Origin of the sequence: Halorubrum tebenquichense DSM 14210 (assembly GCF_000337415.1) — an archaeon.
In the GTDB taxonomy this organism is placed as follows: Archaea; Halobacteriota; Halobacteria; order Halobacteriales; family Haloferacaceae; genus Halorubrum; species Halorubrum tebenquichense.
Map to the genome: position 1 here is coordinate 86,413 of NZ_AOJD01000047.1, position 18,212 is coordinate 104,624.

General features: G+C 62.7%; 20 protein-coding genes and 1 pseudogene. 7 read left to right on the forward strand and 14 right to left on the reverse strand.

The genetic code is table 11. The features are described 5' to 3' along the window. Nucleotides 1–427: 427 nt before the first annotated feature. The 3 genes from C472_RS08410 to C472_RS08420 form a co-directional block, all read right to left on the reverse strand. Entirely contained in the window at nt 428–2,092 is a 1,665-nt protein-coding gene (locus C472_RS08410) for a DNA primase family protein (protein WP_006629396.1), read from the reverse strand. A gap of 50 nt (nt 2,093–2,142) precedes the next feature. Continuing rightward, nucleotides 2,143–2,394, reverse strand: a complete 252-nt coding sequence (locus tag C472_RS16990; RefSeq protein WP_152420626.1) for a hypothetical protein — start codon at nt 2,392–2,394, stop codon at nt 2,143–2,145. Between the two features lie 401 nt (nt 2,395–2,795). Continuing rightward, nucleotides 2,796–3,047: a PhiH1 repressor-like protein gene (locus C472_RS08420; protein ID WP_006629397.1), complete on the reverse strand. Its 252-nt coding sequence runs from the start codon at nt 3,045–3,047 to the stop codon at nt 2,796–2,798. Between the two features lie 127 nt (nt 3,048–3,174). Here C472_RS08420 and C472_RS08425 point away from each other — a divergent pair, with 127 nt between their 5' ends. Next, nucleotides 3,175–4,305 (forward strand): hypothetical protein, encoded by a 1,131-nt coding sequence (locus tag C472_RS08425; RefSeq protein WP_049906457.1) that lies wholly within the window; start codon nt 3,175–3,177, stop codon nt 4,303–4,305. A 506-nt stretch (nt 4,306–4,811) separates the two neighbouring features. Here the strand turns inward: C472_RS08425 and C472_RS08430 are convergent. Then, nucleotides 4,812–5,321: an LAGLIDADG family homing endonuclease gene (locus C472_RS08430; RefSeq protein WP_006629399.1), complete on the reverse strand. Its 510-nt coding sequence runs from the start codon at nt 5,319–5,321 to the stop codon at nt 4,812–4,814. Between the two features lie 317 nt (nt 5,322–5,638). Between C472_RS08430 and C472_RS08435 the strand changes: the two genes are divergently transcribed. Next, nucleotides 5,639–6,283 (forward strand): 3'-5' exonuclease, encoded by a 645-nt coding sequence (locus C472_RS08435; RefSeq protein WP_152420627.1) that lies wholly within the window; start codon nt 5,639–5,641, stop codon nt 6,281–6,283. Nucleotides 6,284–6,357: 74 nt separating this feature from the next. On the opposite strand, the gene C472_RS08440 is transcribed toward C472_RS08435, so the two are convergent. Then, nucleotides 6,358–7,347 (reverse strand): tyrosine-type recombinase/integrase, encoded by a 990-nt coding sequence (locus C472_RS08440; protein ID WP_006629401.1) that lies wholly within the window; start codon nt 7,345–7,347, stop codon nt 6,358–6,360. Between the two features lie 714 nt (nt 7,348–8,061). On the opposite strand from C472_RS08440, the gene C472_RS18000 reads away from it, so the two are divergent. Further along, the gene (locus C472_RS18000; RefSeq protein ID WP_006629402.1) at nt 8,062–8,190 is read left to right on the forward strand and encodes a hypothetical protein; all 129 of its coding nucleotides are present in this window, start codon (nt 8,062–8,064) and stop codon (nt 8,188–8,190) included. 73 nt (nt 8,191–8,263) lie between these two features. Here C472_RS18000 and C472_RS08445 read toward each other — a convergent pair whose 3' ends face one another. The 4 genes from C472_RS08445 to C472_RS08460 all read right to left on the reverse strand — a co-directional run bounded on the left by C472_RS08445 (nt 8,264) and on the right by C472_RS08460 (nt 12,138). Next, a complete protein-coding gene (locus tag C472_RS08445) occupies nt 8,264–9,349 on the reverse strand; it encodes a sensor histidine kinase (protein ID WP_152420629.1) in 1,086 nt (361 codons plus the stop codon). Between the two features lie 153 nt (nt 9,350–9,502). Then, on the reverse strand, nt 9,503–10,804 hold the full coding sequence (locus C472_RS08450) for a ribonuclease catalytic domain-containing protein (RefSeq protein ID WP_006629404.1): 1,302 nt from the start codon (nt 10,802–10,804) through the stop codon (nt 9,503–9,505). A gap of 68 nt (nt 10,805–10,872) precedes the next feature. Further along, nucleotides 10,873–11,745: a GIDE domain-containing protein gene (locus C472_RS08455; protein ID WP_006629405.1), complete on the reverse strand. Its 873-nt coding sequence runs from the start codon at nt 11,743–11,745 to the stop codon at nt 10,873–10,875. 36 nt (nt 11,746–11,781) lie between these two features. Next, nucleotides 11,782–12,138, reverse strand: a complete 357-nt coding sequence (locus C472_RS08460; protein ID WP_049906459.1) for a DUF7562 family protein — start codon at nt 12,136–12,138, stop codon at nt 11,782–11,784. Nucleotides 12,139–12,222: 84 nt separating this feature from the next. Between C472_RS08460 and C472_RS08465 the strand changes: the two genes are divergently transcribed. Beyond that, entirely contained in the window at nt 12,223–12,702 is a 480-nt protein-coding gene (locus C472_RS08465; RefSeq protein ID WP_006629407.1) for a cation:proton antiporter regulatory subunit, read from the forward strand. A gap of 61 nt (nt 12,703–12,763) precedes the next feature. Further along, complete coding sequence (locus C472_RS08470; RefSeq protein ID WP_006629408.1) at nt 12,764–13,999, forward strand: cation:proton antiporter; 1,236 nt, start codon at nt 12,764–12,766, stop codon at nt 13,997–13,999. 471 nt (nt 14,000–14,470) lie between these two features. Here the strand turns inward: C472_RS08470 and C472_RS08475 are convergent, their stop codons facing one another. The 3 genes from C472_RS08475 to C472_RS08485 form a co-directional block, all read right to left on the reverse strand. Further along, the gene (locus tag C472_RS08475; protein ID WP_006629409.1) at nt 14,471–14,923 is read right to left on the reverse strand and encodes a DUF302 domain-containing protein; all 453 of its coding nucleotides are present in this window, start codon (nt 14,921–14,923) and stop codon (nt 14,471–14,473) included. A gap of 55 nt (nt 14,924–14,978) precedes the next feature. Then, entirely contained in the window at nt 14,979–15,281 is a 303-nt protein-coding gene (locus tag C472_RS08480; RefSeq protein ID WP_006629410.1) for a DUF5789 family protein, read from the reverse strand. A 264-nt stretch (nt 15,282–15,545) separates the two neighbouring features. Beyond that, a complete protein-coding gene (locus C472_RS08485; protein ID WP_006629411.1) occupies nt 15,546–16,754 on the reverse strand; it encodes an aminopeptidase P family protein in 1,209 nt (402 codons plus the stop codon). Between the two features lie 93 nt (nt 16,755–16,847). On the opposite strand from C472_RS08485, the gene C472_RS17525 reads away from it, so the two are divergent. Next, a complete protein-coding gene (locus C472_RS17525; RefSeq protein WP_006629412.1) occupies nt 16,848–17,024 on the forward strand; it encodes a hypothetical protein in 177 nt (58 codons plus the stop codon). A 75-nt stretch (nt 17,025–17,099) separates the two neighbouring features. Next, complete coding sequence (locus tag C472_RS08490; RefSeq protein ID WP_006629413.1) at nt 17,100–17,330, forward strand: DUF7543 family protein; 231 nt, start codon at nt 17,100–17,102, stop codon at nt 17,328–17,330. Between the two features lie 33 nt (nt 17,331–17,363). On the opposite strand, the gene C472_RS08495 is transcribed toward C472_RS08490, so the two are convergent. Then, complete coding sequence (locus tag C472_RS08495) at nt 17,364–17,717, reverse strand: hypothetical protein (protein WP_006629414.1); 354 nt, start codon at nt 17,715–17,717, stop codon at nt 17,364–17,366. Between the two features lie 61 nt (nt 17,718–17,778). Continuing rightward, a pseudogene (locus C472_RS08500) lies at nt 17,779–18,212 on the reverse strand (tRNA(Ile2) 2-agmatinylcytidine synthetase); the annotation flags it as partial.

The window sequence follows — 18,212 nt, forward strand, 5'->3', positions numbered from 1 at the left end:
GGAACGTACGAATTGGGGTTTACACACATCTTCAAAAAACCGACTTCTTACTCTACTATTTCCACACACTCTCTTCTTTATATACCCCCCTCCTTTCCGAACAGTGTGTTCATTTGTCTATATTACTTTCTGGGATTGCGTATAATCTGTGTAAGGGGTGGAAGTGCCGATATCGGAGGGGACAGACTCTGTACAGCCATATACAGTTCTTTTGGGAAGTGTATAAATCGGGTATCAGGCTCTCTACCTCCGGTTTACGGCACCCACCCCCTCAATATCGACGATCTACAAAAAAGATCTGTATAAATTGGACTCGGCCCAGAGCAGCCGCTTGTGGTGGCGTGTCTACTTAGTCGTCTAAATCCGGGAAGAATGGGGTTGGTCAGCTACAATCGGTGGGGGTGGTGTCAGAACCTCTACACGAGGCCTACATCGCTTCTTGATATAGCTCGCTGATCTCGTCTCGGGCATCCTTCGGCACGTAGACACCATCCCAGACCCGCTCGCTTTTCCAACCACCATCACCGTCAGGGATATTTGCGGGCTCGGTCTCCGCGTCACCGTAGCGGAAGTCGGCTGTGATGTAGTTATTGAGCATTCTCTTGGACTTCTCACCAGTCGGGGTCGACCTGATGAACTTCTTGTAGAGCTCATAGACTTGACTAACAGGCATCTTGTGCTTCGCCCCTTCGTCAACGACGGGGTTACCGTGTGTGACGTAGTTCCGGACGAACGTATCGGTCGTGTCTTGATAGTTATTCCATTCTGCGTTATTGAACTCGGCCGTATGTACTCCGGTGAAGGAGCCTTGTTCGCTGAGTCGCTGGTAGCCTTCGACGGCCCACGCGAGGATTCCGGAGAGTTCGTTCTCCTTGATCCGAGTTTCCAGACCGAGGTCGGCGTCCATGTACTGGTCGTCGGGGTCCTTCGTGAACCGGTTGGGGAACTGGACGAGTAGCCACCGGGCGTAGAACGCTCTCTGGGCATTCTCTACCGAGGGTATTTCGTTCGCGGCGAAGATCATCTTGGCCGGGTTCTTCATTTGGCTGGCCGTCTGGTGCTTCTGCTCTACCCGAACACGGTCGTTACCTGTTAGCTTCTTGAACATCGACGTCTCCTCGATCTTCCCAGAGTGAATGTCCGAGTTGATGTTGGCGGCCATCGTCCGAAGACGCTGGAGACCGAACGTGTTCCCCATATCGGCCAAGTCGTCGTTGGTGACGTTGTCGCAACCGAGCAGCGCAGTGACGCACCCCTCGAAGACACCCTTGCCGTTGTCCCCACCGCCGAGGAGCATCAGGGCCTTCTTGTACGGGTAGTGGTCTGTGTCCAGGCACAGGCCCACGTACTCTTGAAGCACGGGACGGCCGTTCGATTCGACACTGGTTGTGAGGTAGTCATCCCATTCACTATATTCGGCATCGGGACCTTTCCACTCGACGGGGAGTCTGATGATCGCTCGGTCGTCGGGCTCAAGCTCTCGGACGATCTCTCCCTTTTCCAGATCGAGGAGACCGTTCTCAACTGCGGTCAGGCCGGGGGCCAGTCCCATATCCTCCCACTTGACCCGGTATGGTTTTCGAACCTCGACGTAGCCGTTGATGTACTCTTTCTTGACGTTGTCTCCGTAGTGACCGCCCAGCAGGTCCTGGAGGATGCGGGCTACTCGGGGCTCGTCGGCGGCCCAGACGCCATCATCGTACAGCAGGACAGTGTCGTTGCTGAAGATGATGTTCTCGTTCTCGACGACCCACTCGTGGCACAGCTTCGCCATCTTGCGGTCTTGTATCGTGTCCCAATCAAACTCGTCTTGGAACTCGGCGGCCGTCATTTCCGGGATTTCTTTCCGACCACCATCTGTATCGACAGCGTCTCCGGCATCTTCGCTCTGACCAGTAGCGTCGTCAATGTGGCCAACGAAGTCCTCCTTCGACATCGAGACGCTGCGCCAGTTGATTTCTTCGAGGATCTCATTCCACGCAAAGTCGTTCTCGATTCCGTTTTGTTTCCACTCGGCCAGGTCGAATCGCGCCTGTGTGTGCTTAAGGAGAACGTGGGGCTTGCCGTCGTGATCGTTGAGGATATCCAGCATATCGTTGAGACTCAGGTCAGTCTGTACCTGTGTTTCAATTTCGGACGACACTATCTATCCTCCTGAAGACGCCGCTCGACTTCGATACGCTCCTCAATTATCTGGTGGACGAGGACAGAGAATGTAAAATTATGAGAAGCAATAAAATCATCGTGTTCGTCTGTGATGCTCACGGAGGTTCGGGTGAGTTTATGACCCTCTGTTGGTCGGTTCGCGTCAGATGGGGGCTCTCGATCACCCTCGATAATTTCATCAATAGCGTTTTGTACTAATCCGCTGAGAGCGTAGGCCTCGTCTTTCACGAATTGGTGATGGTCCTCACGTAACCGGACTTGTCTCGTCGCCATAGTGTACATAAATGTATGTACTACTTGTACATAAGACTATGTACTAATCGGGCTGAGAATCGGAGAGGATTAATTTCGTCAGATACCAACTATTCTTTCGTCAATTGACGTGATCTGTAGATTCTCGGAGCAGTCATACGACGAAACCCGGGGGCGACGTCGAGGCGGATCTGTCAGTAATTCTGGTCCGACTATGTGACACTTCAGCCGGAGGGCTACCAGAGCGTGCTACAGTATAACAACACGATCTGACCCAAACGATCACAGCTCCGAACTCTCCTTACCGGCAAGGTGAGACGACCTAAAAAAATCCATGCCACCACAAACAGAATTAAAGGTCCGATATTCGCCCCGATCTAACGATCTCCCTCGTGCTTCGCTGGTAGATCATCGACACCGAGCTCACCCTGAAGATACTGACGTCCACGCTCCGTGATCTGATACAGCGGCTCGTCATCCTTCTCTACGAGTTCGTTCTGCGCGAGGACCCGAATCCGCTCATTTACGTACTGACGACTGTAGTCGATGTTCGCAGCGACCACTTGGGGAGTCGCAACAATCTCTTTCTCATCAAGGAACTCGAGGATACGGTTGTCGGCGCTGGTCATCCACGGTACTCGAGGCCGCATTGCGCGGCGATTCCAGCGATCATATGAATAGCCCTCCTAAGTGAAATCAATAGCATATCTATCGTAAGTCTATAGCCTATTGTACGTATGTTTATAGCATGACTCTGTGACGGTTCTGTCGGTAAAGACATTGGAGCTCTATAATCTCGAAGACTCTGACCGGAAAGGTACAACACAATACGAGCGAATAGCGATCGATCAAGAAGAGACGCTGGAGAATTGGCTCCATCGCAACCCCGAACTACTACTGGACGAGCAGGTGCTCCTCATCGGCCGACAGGTTCGACTCAACACAGGTGTCGCCGACCTGGTCGGGCTCGACCGCTGGGGTAACGTTCTCGTGGTCGAAATCAAGAAAGGCCTAAGCGGTTCTGGGAGCGCCAGCGAGGGGAGCATTATCTCCCAGCCGTTAGAATATTCTGAGCCACTCAGTTCGTTCAACTACGATGATCTCGACGATCTCTATCAGGAGTATCAGGAACGAATTGAGCGCAGTGAATGGGATGTTGGCGAGATCCCCGGTAGTGGTGGCAATCTTCTAACAGATTTTAAATCGGTATTCGGTGATGGAATCGAAGAGCATCAGTTCAACAGTACACAGCGGATGGTCGTGGTCGCCGAGGCGGTCACCCGTCGAACAGAACAAAACGTACGGTACCTCCTTGAGCAGGGACTGAACTTCCAGTGCTTGGAGATCCAAGTGTTTCGCTCACCGGACACCGAGACCGAAAGTACCACGCTCGCGACTCAAACCGTTGTTGACTATCCCTTGGGACGAGTTCGACCGAAAGATCAGCCGAGTCCGACGTACCCTGCGCTGGTTAACGAAATCGTTGAAAGAGCCTATCCGAATTTCCAATCTGTAACGAACGCTGCGTCAATAAGCGAGCTATTTCCAGAGGGGATTGATCACCGAGAGCCACGGCTCGTCAGTCAGAACGATGATCACCCAACGTCGATCAAATACCGCCTTGCTCCGAAGCCAGACGACAGAACGGTCGTGATCGCCATCGACGCACAAGGCAATAGTGTGGCTGGCGTCTCTGAACTCCAAAGTATGCAGGCTGAGTTTGCCGTGGAGGGACTCGATGTAACCGGAAATCAAACGTACCGAGTTGTGACGCAGAAGTGGGAGTTAGAGGACGCTGAAACCCTCGGTGAGGAACTTCTCGATGAGATTGCGGAACAGTACGCGGCTCTGATTCAACTGGGTCACGAGGCGTTTATCACCGCCTGATCCTCTGATGAGCAGTATGCCCGCAACAGTAGGTCGTGATGAACCTCCACTCAAAATAGCACCCATTTGGGGCTGTCGACTGGAGGGGGTCAAAAGGCGTCTGTACGTACCCGCTTGGCACTACATACCCGCGCACGGATTCGGTGGATTACCGGGTTTCTGTACCGGGGCCGACAATCATCGTGAGGCATATCAGGTCATGTCTACAGGGATACACATTCTACGAGATCAGACCCGGCGCAATACCGGTACTCGGAGCTCAACTAAATCCACAGTCTCGGATTAGCCTTGATAGTCCTGCTATACACTGAGAATAGTACATTAAGACGGATTTCCCGACCGGGTCTGACTGGCCCGGTCTCTGGACCGTCTCTCCAAAGGGACGGAGCTATTGCTACCCATTTGGATGCCTAAACCCTCCCCAGGATTTGGCTGAGGCTCTCCAAGTTGAGCCTCATTTAGATAGAGTCACTTATCAGGGTTATTCCTTCTGGTTATCAAACTATCTATGCGCTTTCAGCCGCTCTAACTATTTCTTTGATCTCCTCTGTGGGTATGGTGTTTTCAGCCTCGAGATAATTGATCTCCTCCCGGAGTTCGGCCAACTTGACCACCTCATCGGCGTTGAGCTGTCGACCGGGTCGAAGCATTTCCAGTGCTGATCGCCAGTTCTCGTACGCATCGTGCTTTGCTGCGGTCAGGAACTCCGTGGAGGGATTTTTCTCGAGATACTGGTCGATGAGTTCGATCAGCTCTCTACATTCCTCACGGCTGGAGATGACCCATGAAAAGCCCTTGACGGTGGGATTCACAGTTCCGAGTCCGTAGAGCCGGCACTGGTTCCGAAGCATTTCTTCCTCTTTCTGTCCCATGCTGATCGAAAACTTCGGACAAAAGTAAACATCGTGTGCGTACCTGTGATCGCGGCTGAACGTGATGAAGAAGCTCGATTCGCCAGCTATGAGGCCCATTGTGTAGGCCAGATCTATCTCTCTGTAGTTGGTTGGTGATTGCATTTGTTATCTGTTTCCGCTGTTCGTATGCCGGTGCCGTCGCTCGTCGATTGGGAGATTGTTCCTATATGATAGTAGACATTAGGCGATATTGTAACCGCTGATAGCGGCTTCGTCTGAGGGTCTTTTCCATAGATCATATCTTCACGCAGAAAGTTGAAGTGCCACCACCGGCGTTACTGCGGCTCCCATAGCTAATTTGGCCTATGGAGAGATACCACTAACGTGATTCTACGGTGCGCCTACGATTACGTACTAACACCACATATTTATTGTAAGACTATCGATAGTTTGAACATGTGGACCGGCGTTTCTATGTTATGAACGAATCCGTTTTTGAGCAGTCCCTTGCTCCAGAGGAGATCGCCACCCGATACGCCAGCATCGATATTGAGGTCGACTCTATTGATCCGGCGGCCGGCCAGATCGTCGCAATCGGGATCGGTCTGAAGGACACTATCGCTGGGGAACAGACGATCGACGTGCTGACCCTCGGAGGTGCACTCGGCGATGAGGGGACCATGATTCGTCGGGCGTTTGAACGCATCAACGAGTTCGACCCCAACGCACTCGTGACATACAACGGCGAGGCCTTCGATTTAGACTACCTATCAAAACGTATTCAGGCGCTCCAATTCCGTCAGCAGCCCGAGCTCAATTGTGCGAAGAACCATGTTGACCTGTTTGTACCTCGGAAACGGTCAGCCGACGAGGCCGGTGTCAAGTGGCCGTCGCTGGAGGAAGTACTGGAAACACATGGTCTCACGGTTCAGCCGACAATATGGTGCGGCGAAAAGCTAACAAACTCGCTGTTCGGCGAGCAGCTTGCTCCGGAGTATATCGATGCGATAGCTGAGGATCGGACTATGGCTGTCGACGAGCTTGAGGGGATCATCCATCAATACGTCTGTGGCGATATCGAGTCAAACATTGCTCTGTACGAAACAGATGCCGGCCGCCGGTAGTAACCACTACCTTCACAGGGCTGGCGTCGAGGTCTGGATAATCTCTTGAATTTTATCGTCGCCGTTTCCGCTATTCAGATGTTGTCGAGGTACTCCCGTCGCTGCTGCATCTTTTCTCGCTCCGTCCGCTTGTCGTAGTGCTTGTCGAGGACATCGCCGCTCACGTCCATTCGCTCTGAAGCGACCTCCTTCGGCACGTTCTGTTTCCGGTGGACAGTGATTGAGCCCTTCCGCAAGGCGTGAGGAGAGACGCTTGTCGGGCACTTGCTTGCCGTATTGTATGTTGTCGCCTCACACTCCTGCATGTCTCTGTCGTGCGGACACTCGTTCGTGTAGTGGCACGGGCGCGTGAGCGTGTAGATATTCCGCTGGAGTGTTGTCTGCTCCATCCGCCCGTTGCTGGTCCCCAGTAGCGGCACACGGCCGTGTTCGTCTTCGACGTATGGATGGTGCATCTCGAGGTAATCGTCCAACACGGCGGTCACAGCGGTCTTGATCGACACGTCACGTTCGGTGCGTTCTTTATTTTTGAGCGGGGTCGCGGTTTCGGGTCGGTGCCTGATTGAGAGGATTCCGTTGTGGCTATCGTAGTCTTCGACGTCGAGTCCACGGAGCCCGCCTGAGCGCATTCCGGTGTGCCAGAGGATGTAGAAGGCGGTGTGTCGTAGTGTCGCGTATTCGTATTTGTCGCAGTAGTCGAGGATCGCTTCGGCTTCGTTTGGAAGCAGGTGGGTGTCGTTGACATCGTCGCCGAGCTGCATGGTTGGGAGTCGGATTTTTCGTCCGACACCGTTGGGGGCGACATCGATGTCTTCGCAGAACTCGATGAATTGACGGAGGGTGCTGAGGTGGTTTTTGATGGTTACTTTGGCGACGTCACCGGATTTCCATTGCTTGAAGTCTTGGAGTTTGCTTCCGGTGATGTCGTTCATGTTGCTGAGGCCTTCCTCGTCGGCCCATTGGATGAATTGGTCGAGCCGATATCGGTGGTTGGCGTGTGTGGTCGCGGCCAGTTCGTTTTTGATTTCGGCGAGGTACTCGTTGACGGCTTCTCGTGGCGTCATTGGTTCTAACATTGGTTGCTCTGCAATCGCGTGTACGAGTACCGTGCTGTGTTTGTGCTGGTGTCGAGACTCGGCTTCGAGCATCAACAGCGACACGTCTCTGGGTGGTGCTGTGGCTGTGCTGGTGTCGAGACAACCGCGGGGTTGTCGAGGGATGGACGAGTGGGAGCGCCTTGGCGCGTGATTTGTGCCCCGGCTGTGCTCTCTTTTTGCGGGCGCGGTGCGGAATGTTGTGAGGCCGAAGGCCGAACGCTTCCGAGCAAGGCAAAGAGGCCCGGGGTTCAAATCCCCGCGAGTCCACTCCTTCGCTCACTTCGTTCGCTTAGTCGTTACCTCGCGTGGTCCCACTCGCTCCCTCCGGTCGCTCGCGGGACCCCCGCGAGTCCATGTTTTTGCGCCGCGAGCAACGTCGCGAGCGGCGCACAGCTGTAACGAGCGGTGATTTGAACCCTGCCAGTCGCGCGCAGCGAACGGAGTGAGCGAGCACGTCTGGCTCCGGTTCACAATCCCCGCGAGTCCACTCCTTCGCTCACTTCGTTCGCTTAGTCGTTACCTCGCGTGGTCCAGTAAGCGTTACCGAACGGGACCGTACGAATCCGTCCGACCGCCCCGTCTCTCCGCGCTAAACGACCGCTGAACCGTCCGTACGCCGCGGTTTCTGAACGTCTCGGCAGACCCGCGCCGCTTATATATCACGAGTCAGTTGAGCCGAATATGAGTATCTCCGAGTTGCTTGAGGGGCAGAACCTCACGCACCGCCAGATGGGGGCCATCATGGTCGGGTGGATCCTGCTCGTCTCGATCGTCGCCGTCGGCATGCTGCTGTACACCTCCTCGATCTGATCGGGCGAGGAACCGTCGGCCGCGAACTCTCGAGCCAGCCGGCGGGTTTCGTGAGACGTTCGAACGTTCGGACTCAGTCGTCGGCGAACTGAACGCCCGTGACCTCGAACCGTGCGCCCCCGTCGGCACCGTCGGTCACCCGGACCCGCCATCCGTGGGCCTCGGCGACCCGTTTGACGATGCTCAGGCCGAGGCCCGTCCCGTCGTGTGACGACGAGTGTCCCATCTCGAACACCCGCTCCCGGTCCTCGGCGGGAATTCCTGGACCGTCGTCCTCGAAGTAGAAGCCGTCGTCCAGCCGACCGACGGTCACGCTCACGCTCTCGCCGCCGTGTTCCGCGCTGTTCCGGATGAGGTTCTCGAACAGCTGCCGGAGACGGCTTCGATCGGCTCGGACCGTTCGGTCGGTCTCGATCGCCATCGTCGCGTCCCCGGTCGCGACGTGTTCCCAACACCCCTCGACGACGTTCGACACCCGGACCTGCTCCGTCTCTTGGATGTCTCTCCCGCTCCTCGCGAGCGCGAGCAGTCCGTCGATCAGGGTTTCCATCCGGTCGTGCGCGTCCGCCACCGCCTCCACGTGATCGCTCTCGCAGTCCTCCCGCACCAGTTCGAGGCGTCCGGAGGCGACGTTCAGCGGATTCCTGAGGTCGTGACTGACGGTGTCTGCGAACTCGTCGAGGCGCTCGTTGCGCTTCTCGACCCGCTTCCGTCTCTGTTCCTGTCGCTCGGCGGCGAGCGCCCGCTCTATCGCTCGCGCCTCGAACAGGCCGACCGTGACGCCGCCCGCGCCGCCGACGACGGCGGCGAACAGTCCCCACATGAGGTTGTTGTACAGGGCGTCGGCGGGCCACACGGAGATCATGAGTGCGTTCAGGCCCAGGAACCCCGCGAGTCCGCCGACGAACCACTCTCCGACGCGCGGGTACCGCTCCGCCGGGAGTCGACTCCCGTCGAGCCAGCGGCCGGCATACGCGATGCCGAAGATGAACGGACAGGTGGTGACGACGCCGAACACGAAGTTATCGGAATACAGCTCTCTGACTTCGAACCCGTGGAAGAAAAAGAAAAAGAAAAAGAATATGACAAAAAATAACACGCCGGCTCCTTGGAGGAAAACGGGTAATTGACGCCACTGTAGGCCTCCTTCGGAATCCATACGTATCGGTCTCGCGATAGGACGTATATACGTTATTGAAAATATCGATATCTACTATTTTGAACGAATCGACACCTCGCCTCCGTCTGGCGAGCCTCGACGCGCCCGCAGCGTGGCTCACTCCCCGAGGGAATCGTTACCGGCGTCTCCCGATCAGGCCGTGTGCTTCGCCTCCTCGGGGTCCTCGACGACCGCCACGCCGCGGTTGTTGACGGCGTAGGGGTCGAGCCCCTGCTCTTCGAGGAACTGCTTGTAGAGCCGCTCCGCGGTCTCGCCGTCCTTCTGTTTGTCGCTGGCGCGGTCGCAGAGCTCGACGAGGGTCTCGGGCACGTCGTTCTCGTGGACGATCCAGTGGTTGATCGTGTCGGAGAGCCGGCGGATGGGGGAGGTGAAGTGGCCGTAGATGTCGAAGTTGAGCGCGTGGTGGCCGCCGAACGGGTCGTTCATGTACTTTGCGCGGGGCATCACCTTCAGCACGGCCCGCTGGATCTTGTTAAGCTGGCGCTCGGGCGACTCCTCTAAGGCCGCGTTGACCGCCTTCCGCGGGTCGTCGCCCCAGGCGTCGCCCGGGATGGAGACGCCGTTCAACTCCTGTATCTCCTTTAACGCCTCGTTCCACTGATCGGGGGTCGGCTGCGGGTGGACGCGGTACATCGCCTCGACGCCGCGGTCCCACATCAGGGTGTGCGTCACCGCCTTGTTCGCCTTCAGCATCGACTCCTCGATGATGGTGTGCGCGCGGTCGCGCCGTGGGTTCAAGACGAGCGAGCCGTCCGCCTTGCGCTGTTCGTGCATCCGGTCGGCCAGCTCGAAGGCGAGCTGGTTCTCCTCGCTGAGGGGGAGATCGGGGTCTTCGAGGCGGTTCTCGCACTCCTTGTAGGTGAGCCGCTCGTCGGAGTTGATGACGGACTTGTAGATGTCGATGTCCTCGAACGAGAGCGTCTCCGAATCGATCTCCATCTCGACGGTGTGCGCGAGGCGGTCCTCGTTCGGGACGAGCGAGCAGACGGTCTCCGCCAGCACCGGCGGGAGCATGTGGATCGTGTAGTCCGGCAGGTAGACGGTGTTGGCGCGCTCGACCGCCTCCTCCCACATCGCCGTGTCGGGCGTGACGTAGTGGGTCACGTCGGCGATGTGGACCCACAGCCGGTAGGCGTCCTCCTCGCGTTCGATGGAGATGGCGTCGTCGAAGTCCTGCGCGTCGACCGGGTCGGTGGTCCACGTCGTCAGATCGCGGAGGTCCTCGCGCTCGTCGATCTCCGCCTCGATCTCCTCGTAGACGCCTTCGGTCCGCGCCTCGGCCTCCCGGAGCACCTCGCTCGGGAACTCGTCGCGGATCTCGAACTCCTCGAACAGCTCCTCGCGCTTCTCGGCGAGTCGGTCCGCGAGCTCCGGCGTGATCGTCACCGGCCCTTGGTCCTCGGCGGACCCTTGCTTCGGCTCGTCGTCTGACATACCTCCACCAACGCGGGTCCGTTAGAAAGGCCTGTCGGGCGGGGGAGACGGGCGTCCTCGCGGCCCGCTCACGCGAGCGCGGCGACCGCGGGCGACAGCGCCACCCCGGCCACCGCGAGCGCGACCGCGCCGAAGACGACCGGCACCGCCGACCGGCCCACCTGTCGCAGCGCGGTCCGGCGCGCGCTCGCGTCGGAGACCACGAACGGCGAGCCGTCCGCGATCCGCGATTTCACCTCGCCGACGGGCGCGTCCGGGAACGCCGCCGTGTCGCCGACGACGGTCACCTCGTCGCCCGGCCGGAGCACGCGCTGGAGGTACCTGCGACGCGGGTCGTCGCCGATCGTGAGCGGCCCGACCTCGTAGCCGGTCTCCGTGCTCTCGACCTCGTCGACCGTGTCGACGAACTCCCGGACGCGCTCCGGCGGCTCGTCGGCGGCGTCGACCTTGATCTTCTCGTCGACCTCGAAGGAGAACGTCGCCGCCGCGGGGTCGACCCGGACGCCGGTCCCGCCGTCGTCGACGCGGAATGGGACGCCCGCTTCGCCCTCGTCGATCGTGACCCACGACTGCCCCTTCCCCTGACTGCGGAACTCGGAGACGTCGTAGCCGACGCAGAGGCACGGGTCGCCGCCGAACGGCGACGGGAGCGTCTCGCCGTCGACCGCGGCCGCCCGACCGGTAACCCGGACCCGACGCTCCGCGCCGTCGAGCCCCCGCGGGTCGGTCGCGGTCGCCCGGAGGATCCGGACGGCGTCGCGGCCGCCGGCCGCCCCGTACGCGAGGGACGCGAGTCCGACGACCAGTGCGACGGCACCGACGGCGGTCGGGACGGGATCGATCGCGTCGAGCGCGAGCGGTACGGGGCCGGGCGTGCCGAGCGTACCGAGCGCGACCGACGCGGGATCGGAAGCAACGGCTACGAGGTGGAGGGCGGTCATCCGTACGACCGCCGTACAGGGCCGCGACGGGTAGAATTATCGGTCGCGGTCGGAGCGGTCGCGGTTCGAGCGATCGCGGCTCGAACGGCTCCGCTCGTCGCTCGCTTCGGCCGGATCGTCGTCGCCCGTCACGGCGTCGACGTAGCGGCCGAGGAACTCCTCGGTGGTGAGCCCGTCCGCCTCGATGGAACAGATCAGCGATTCGAGCCCGTCGCGCGGCTGGTGGGAGAGGTCGCCGTCGCAGTCGGCACAGAGGTACTCGAACTCCTTGTCGCGGCGGTTCCACCGGTCGCCCTCCTTGTCGTACTCGCGGGCGTCCTCCCGCAACACCGAGTCCCCGCACGCGATACAGACCACCGTTCGTCGGTCCCGACCCCCGCGGGATCCCCACATACGCGTCCCCTCGAACCGACCGCACTTAGCGTTTGGTACGCGACGAACGCACACGACTATTAGGGTCGGGTCGCACCCTCGGGTATGACGATCAGCGAATCCGACCTCCCGGGCGTCGGGAAAAAGTTCACCATCGACCTCGGCGACGAGGAGATGGTCGTGGTGATTCACAACACGGGCAAACGCGAGGTGTTTCGCCGCCGCGACCCGGACGCGGACTCCGAGAAGGTGTTCGCGTTCGACGACGACCTCGCGCGGAAGATCGGGTCGATCATCGAAGGGGCGTACTTCCAGCCGGTCGAGCCGGACACGCAGGAGACCACGCTGCCGGGCGGCATCCTCTTGGAGTGGTACGAGCTCCCGCCGGGCTCCCCGCTCGTCGGCGAGACGTTAGAGAGCGCCGACATCGGGAACCGGACCGGGCTCACGATCGTCGCCATCCAGCGCGGCGGGGAGGTGATCGACAGTCCCGGTGCCGAGACGACCCTCCACGAGAGCGACACGCTGATCGGGGTCGGGACGCCCGAGAACTGCGCCGCGTTCGAGGACATCCTCACCGGATGAGCGGCGACCTCGTCCCCGTCAGACCTCCCCCGTCGAGTGACCTCCGTGGAGGGGACCGGTAGTGGCGCTGCTCGACGTCGGGGCGATGTTCGCCGCGGTCGCGGTCGCCGGCGCGCTCGCGAACCGGCTCGGTCAGTCGGTGATCCCCGCGTACATCCTCGTCGGGATGCTGCTCGGGGAGTTCGTCCTCGGCCGGCTCTCGCTGCCCGGCCTCGGAACCGTTTACGTCCCCGAGACCGAGTTTATCTCGCTCGGGGCCGAGCTGGGGATCGTCTTCCTCCTCTTCTTTCTGGGGCTGGAGTTCAACCTCGACCGGCTGCTCGCTCGGCGGCGTCCGATCGGGACCGCGGGGACGATCGACCTCGCGAACTTCGGCGCGGGGCTCGTCTTGGGCTGGCTCGTCTTCGGCGCGTTCCTCCCGGCGTTTCTGATCGCGGGGATCGTCTACATCTCCTCGTCGGCGGTGATCACGAAGTCGCTCATCGACCTCGGGTGGATCGCCAACGACGAGGCCGAGCCGATGCTGGGCACGCTCGTCTACGAGGACCTGTTCATCGCCGTCTACCTCACGGTCGCGTCCGCCCTCGTGCTCGGCGGCGGCGACGTCGCGGCGGCCGCGACCGACATCGGGATCGCGATCGCGTTCATCCTCGCGCTGTTGGCGCTGGTCCGGTTCGGAACCCCGGCGTTCGAGCGGCTGGTCGCGACGGACGACAAGGAGTTTGTCGCGCTTCGGTCGATCGCCGCGGTCGTGTTGGTCGCCGGCGTCTCGCTCGCGCTCGGCGTCAGCGAGGCGGTCGCGGCCTTCTTCGTCGGGATGGCGTTCTCGTCGACCGGGCGCGTCCACGAGATCGAGACGCTGTTGGAGCCGGTCCGCGACACCTTCGCGGCGGTGTTCTTCTTCTGGATCGGTCTCGTCACCGACCCCGCGCTGTTCGGGGACGTGGCGGCGCTCGTCGCGCTCGCGGTGGTCGTGACGACGCCGACGAAGCTGGTAACCGGATACCTCGCCGGGCGCGCGTTCGACCTCGACGCCCGCCGGTCGACCCGGGTCGCGCTCGGGATGACCACCCGCGGGGAGTTCTCGCTGATCATCGCCACGGTCGCGGTCACCGGCGCGAACGCGGGGACGTTCGACCCCGCGCTGGCGGGGACGATCAACGCCTTCGCGGTCGGCTACGTCCTCGTGATGGCGGTGCTGGGGACGACGCTGATGGGGTACTCAGCGCCGTTCGAGTCGCTCGCGGTGTCGTGGTTGGGGGAGTCGGGAACCGGTGACGGTGCCACGTCCGGGTAATCCGAGAGCGCGTCGAACGGCGTCGACGCCGCGGTCGCTCGCTACGACGCAGTCGCCCCCATGCGACGACCGAGACCGCCGAAGCGCCAGTCGCTCGGCGGTACGTAGCTGTTTATAAATCGTTGATCGACGCGAACGCCCCCGAAGCCCCAGTCGCGAAGACGAAGCGCGGCTTGCTGCGGTCCTCGGCGCTCGTTTCACTCGCTCCTGCGGTCCTTACTGCGCCGCGCTTCGTCTTCGCGACTGCCCCTTCGAGTCCCGCCCGGCACAGCAACCGCACCTCGCGCCTCCCCAACCTCGCCGCTCGCGCCTTATCAGGCGCTCGCGGCATCCCTCGCACGGCGCTGTCGCCGGCGCTGCGCGCCGGCTTCCAGAGGGACCTTCGGTCCCCCGCGGCTCGGCCGCAGAGGCGGCCTCGCAGGCACGCGCCACCTTTTAAATGGGAGAACCGGTGTCGCCGCTGATCGGAATCTACGCGCCGTCGTCCAGTTCCGCGAACACGGCGTCGACCATCTCGCCGGTGTCGTCGATGATCGCGTCCATCTCGTCGTCGTCGACGGGGAGCCCGAGCAGGCGCGCGATCTTCATGATCGAGACGTGGTACACCTCCTGCGTACCGGGCTCGACCTCGCGGACGATCATGTTACAGGGGAACAGTCCGCCGATCCGGCCGTCGGTGGCGTCGAGCGCGCGGTCCGCCATCCGGGGGTTACACGCGCCGAGGACGTAGTACGGGTCGCGGTCGGCGTCCACCTTCTCGTTGAGCAGTTCGGAGGGGGAGAACTCGACCGGGACCCCGAACCCGGCGTCGGTACACACCTCGCGGACGCGCTCGATCGCCGACTCGTGGTCGGTCTCGAGCGTCGTCCTGGTCTCGCCGTACTCCTCGGGGTCCAGCTCGTGCGGGTCGAACGGAATCGCCATGCTTTGACTCCGCGTCGCCCGTGTAAAAAGTCCGTGGCGGGGCGACGCGCTCGGCCTACTCGGTCGCGACGGGGCCGCGACCGACGATGTCCTCCACCGCTCGGACGAACTCGCTCCGGCTCTCGAACAGCGGGACCTCGCTCTCCGCGAGCACGCCGTCGAGCCCGCGGGGACCGTCGGGCGTCCGGATCTCGGCGTCGCCCTCCTGCTCCCGGACGTCGCTGCGCGTCGCGGGCCAGGTGAGCCGCGACGCGACGCGGGCGACCGGCTCGCCGGCCACGTCCGGTCCCTCGCCGAGTTCGACGGCCGGTTCCGCTTCGGCCTCCTCGTCACCCTCGTCCGCATCGGTGTCGCTCATGCGTCGCGGTTCCGCTCGGGCGACACTAATGGTTTCGATGCCGCTCGCGGCTCCGTGAGCGCCCGCGACTCCGATGCGACCTCGAGAACCCACCCGAAATAATACGGTAATACTGTTATATTATCCGGCCGTAATTTTCGCTTGGGGGCGCAGGCACACGACTCCCGTATCCGCGTGTCGACGCTCGGCACGCCGGTCTCCGCCTTTCGCGTCGCGTTCTGGCGTCTCGTCCTCCCGTTGCGGCCTCCGTCGCGGCCTCGCTCGTCACCGCGCCGACGAGCCGGCGGTCTCGCCGCCCGTCCCCCAGCCGCGGTCGGTCCGGTTCAGCCGCTCGCAGCCGTCCTCGGTCACGACGACGAGGTCCTCGATCCGGCAGCCGAACCGCCCGTCGAGGTAGATCCCCGGCTCGACGGAGCACACCATCCCCGGCTCCAGCCGGCGGTCGTTGCCGGCGACGAGGTACGGCTCCTCGTGGACCTCCAGCCCCACGCCGTGGCCGGTCCGGTGGACGAACGCCTCGCCGTACCCCGCCGCTTCGATCACCTCGCGCGCGGCGCGGTCGACGGCGGACGCGGGAACGCCGGGTTCGACGGCCGCGACCCCGGCGGCCTGCGCCTCGCGCACGACCTCGTGGACCTCCCGGTACTCCTCGGGCGGCTCCCCGCCGAAGACGAGCGTTCGGGTCTGGTCGGAGGGATAGCCGTCGACGCGCGTCCCGAAGTCGAGGACGACCGGTTCGCCCGCCCGGACCTCGCGGTCGCCGTGGCCGTGGTGCGGCTTCGCGCCGTTCTCGCCGGCCGCGACGACCGTCTCGAAGCTGACCCCGCGCCCCCCGCGTGCGGCCAGCCGGTCCGCGATCCGGTCGGCGAGTTCGGCCTCGGTGGTGCCGACCGCGTCCGCGCCCAGTTCGCGGAGGTCATCGACGACGGCGTCCGCGACCGCGGCCGCCTCGCGTAACGCCGCCAGTTCGGCCTCGTCCTTCCTGACCCGGAGGTCCGCGAGCGCCTCGCTCGCCAGCCCCCACGTCGCGTCGGGGGCCGCCGCGCGGAGGTCCTGCGAGAACCGCGCCCACATCGTGTCGTCGACGAGGAGCCGCCCGCCGTCGAGCCCCCGGTCGGCGAGCAGGTCGCGGGTCGCAGCGACCGGGTCGTCGCCGTCGCTCCACGTCCGGACCTCGGCGACGCCCGTCGCCTCCCGGACCTGCGTCTCGTACAGCGCCGGCACGAGCAGCGCCGGGCTCGGGTCCGCGGCGCTCGCGGCCGGAACCACGAGGAAGAAGTGCCGCTCGCCCGGCTCCTCGGCGAAGCCGGTGAGGTATTCGAGGTTCCGACTCGGGAACGCCACCAGCCCAGCGGCGTCGACCGCGTCGAGCCGCCGCGCGGCCCGCTCGCGCCGCCGCCCGTGCGGTCCGGTCGTCCCTTCTGCCGTCGGCTCTCCCGCGTCCGCCCCGCCCGCGTGTGCGTCGTCGGTCACGCGACGGGATTCGGACTCGGTATATAAGTAGGGTGGCGTTGACGGGGCAGCAAGCGGCGCATAACTAGGGATGATCACCCACTATGTGGTCGCATGTCGACCGAGAACGCCGCGACGTTCGACTGCCCCGAGTGCGACGTGACCGCTCCCTCGACGTCGGTCCCGTACGACTCGCTCGGCTACGTCGTCTGCCCGGTGTGCGGGTACGCCGCCACGCCGGAGGCGGCGGAGACGCCGGGTGCGGACCGCTCGCCGAGCGCGGGCGACTGACTCAACCGCGAAACCCCATCCCCCGTCCGACCGCGGAACCCCACCGCTTTAGCCGCGGGGCGCGTCCGCCCGGGTATGAGCTGGTCGCTGGAGCGCGATGACGGCACGGTCACCGAGTGGGAGCGGTCGGACGGCTACGCGACGGTCAGGCTGCGCGAGCGCGCGGACGGCGGCTTCGTCGTCCGCCTCGACGTGATGGAGCAGGCGGTCGACGAGTCGGCCTACGAGCGGGAGCGGTTCGACGACGGCGAGGCGGCCGCGGAGCGGGCGGCCGCGTGGCGCGACGCCCACGACCTCGACGAGTGAGCGGCCGCTATCTTCCGTCCCGCTGACCGCCGCCTACTCGATGTCGACGTCGTCGTCGAGGAACGCCTGACACTCGACGGTCCGGCCCTCCGGGTCCTCGGCGAAACACTGGTAGATGTCGTACGTCTCGTTCGCCCGCGGCTCCTCCACGACCGCGTCGCCGAGCCGGTCCCGTGCGGCGTCCACCCCGTCTCGGTCCGGGTAGACGAACGTGAGGATGCCGCAGTCGTCGGCCTCGGCGCGCTCGCAGAACCCGAACAGGAAGCCGTCGAACTCCAGTATCGTGCAGTCCGGCTGTTCGAGCCGCACCGTCGCCGCCAGCCGGTCGCGGTAGAACCCGACGACCGCGTCGCGTCGCTCCGTCGCGTGGAAGACGATTCCGGTCACGTCCGCCCGCTCTCGCGCGGATCACTTCATCGCACCGGGTGGGCCGAGATCGACGGCCCCGTCACCGCTCCGGGTGCGTCGGCGCGTCGAACCCGCCGCGGACGAGCGGCTTCGCGACGTGGCGGCGCGCGCTCGGCGGCACCTCGTACCAGCCCGGGTCGAGGTCGCGGTCGACCGGCCGATCGACTTTCCCCGCCGCGCTCGTGCCGCAGTCCCGACACCGGTACCCCTGATCCCGCCCCGTCGAGGACATCGAGCGCCCGCACTCGGGACAGGTCGGCACGGCGGGTTCGGTCCGCACGAGGTCGCGGACGGCGAACTTCTCCAGTTTCAGGGTGCTCGCCGGGCCGTCGGCGTCCGCCCGCACCTCGTGTTCGCCGCAGAGGGTGACGCGGTCGCCGGGGCGCAGCGCCCGGATCCGGTCGCGGAACCGGCCGGTGGGCGCGAACGCGACGGCGCGGAGGGCGGCGGCGGTCCCGTCGCCGTCCCCTTCTC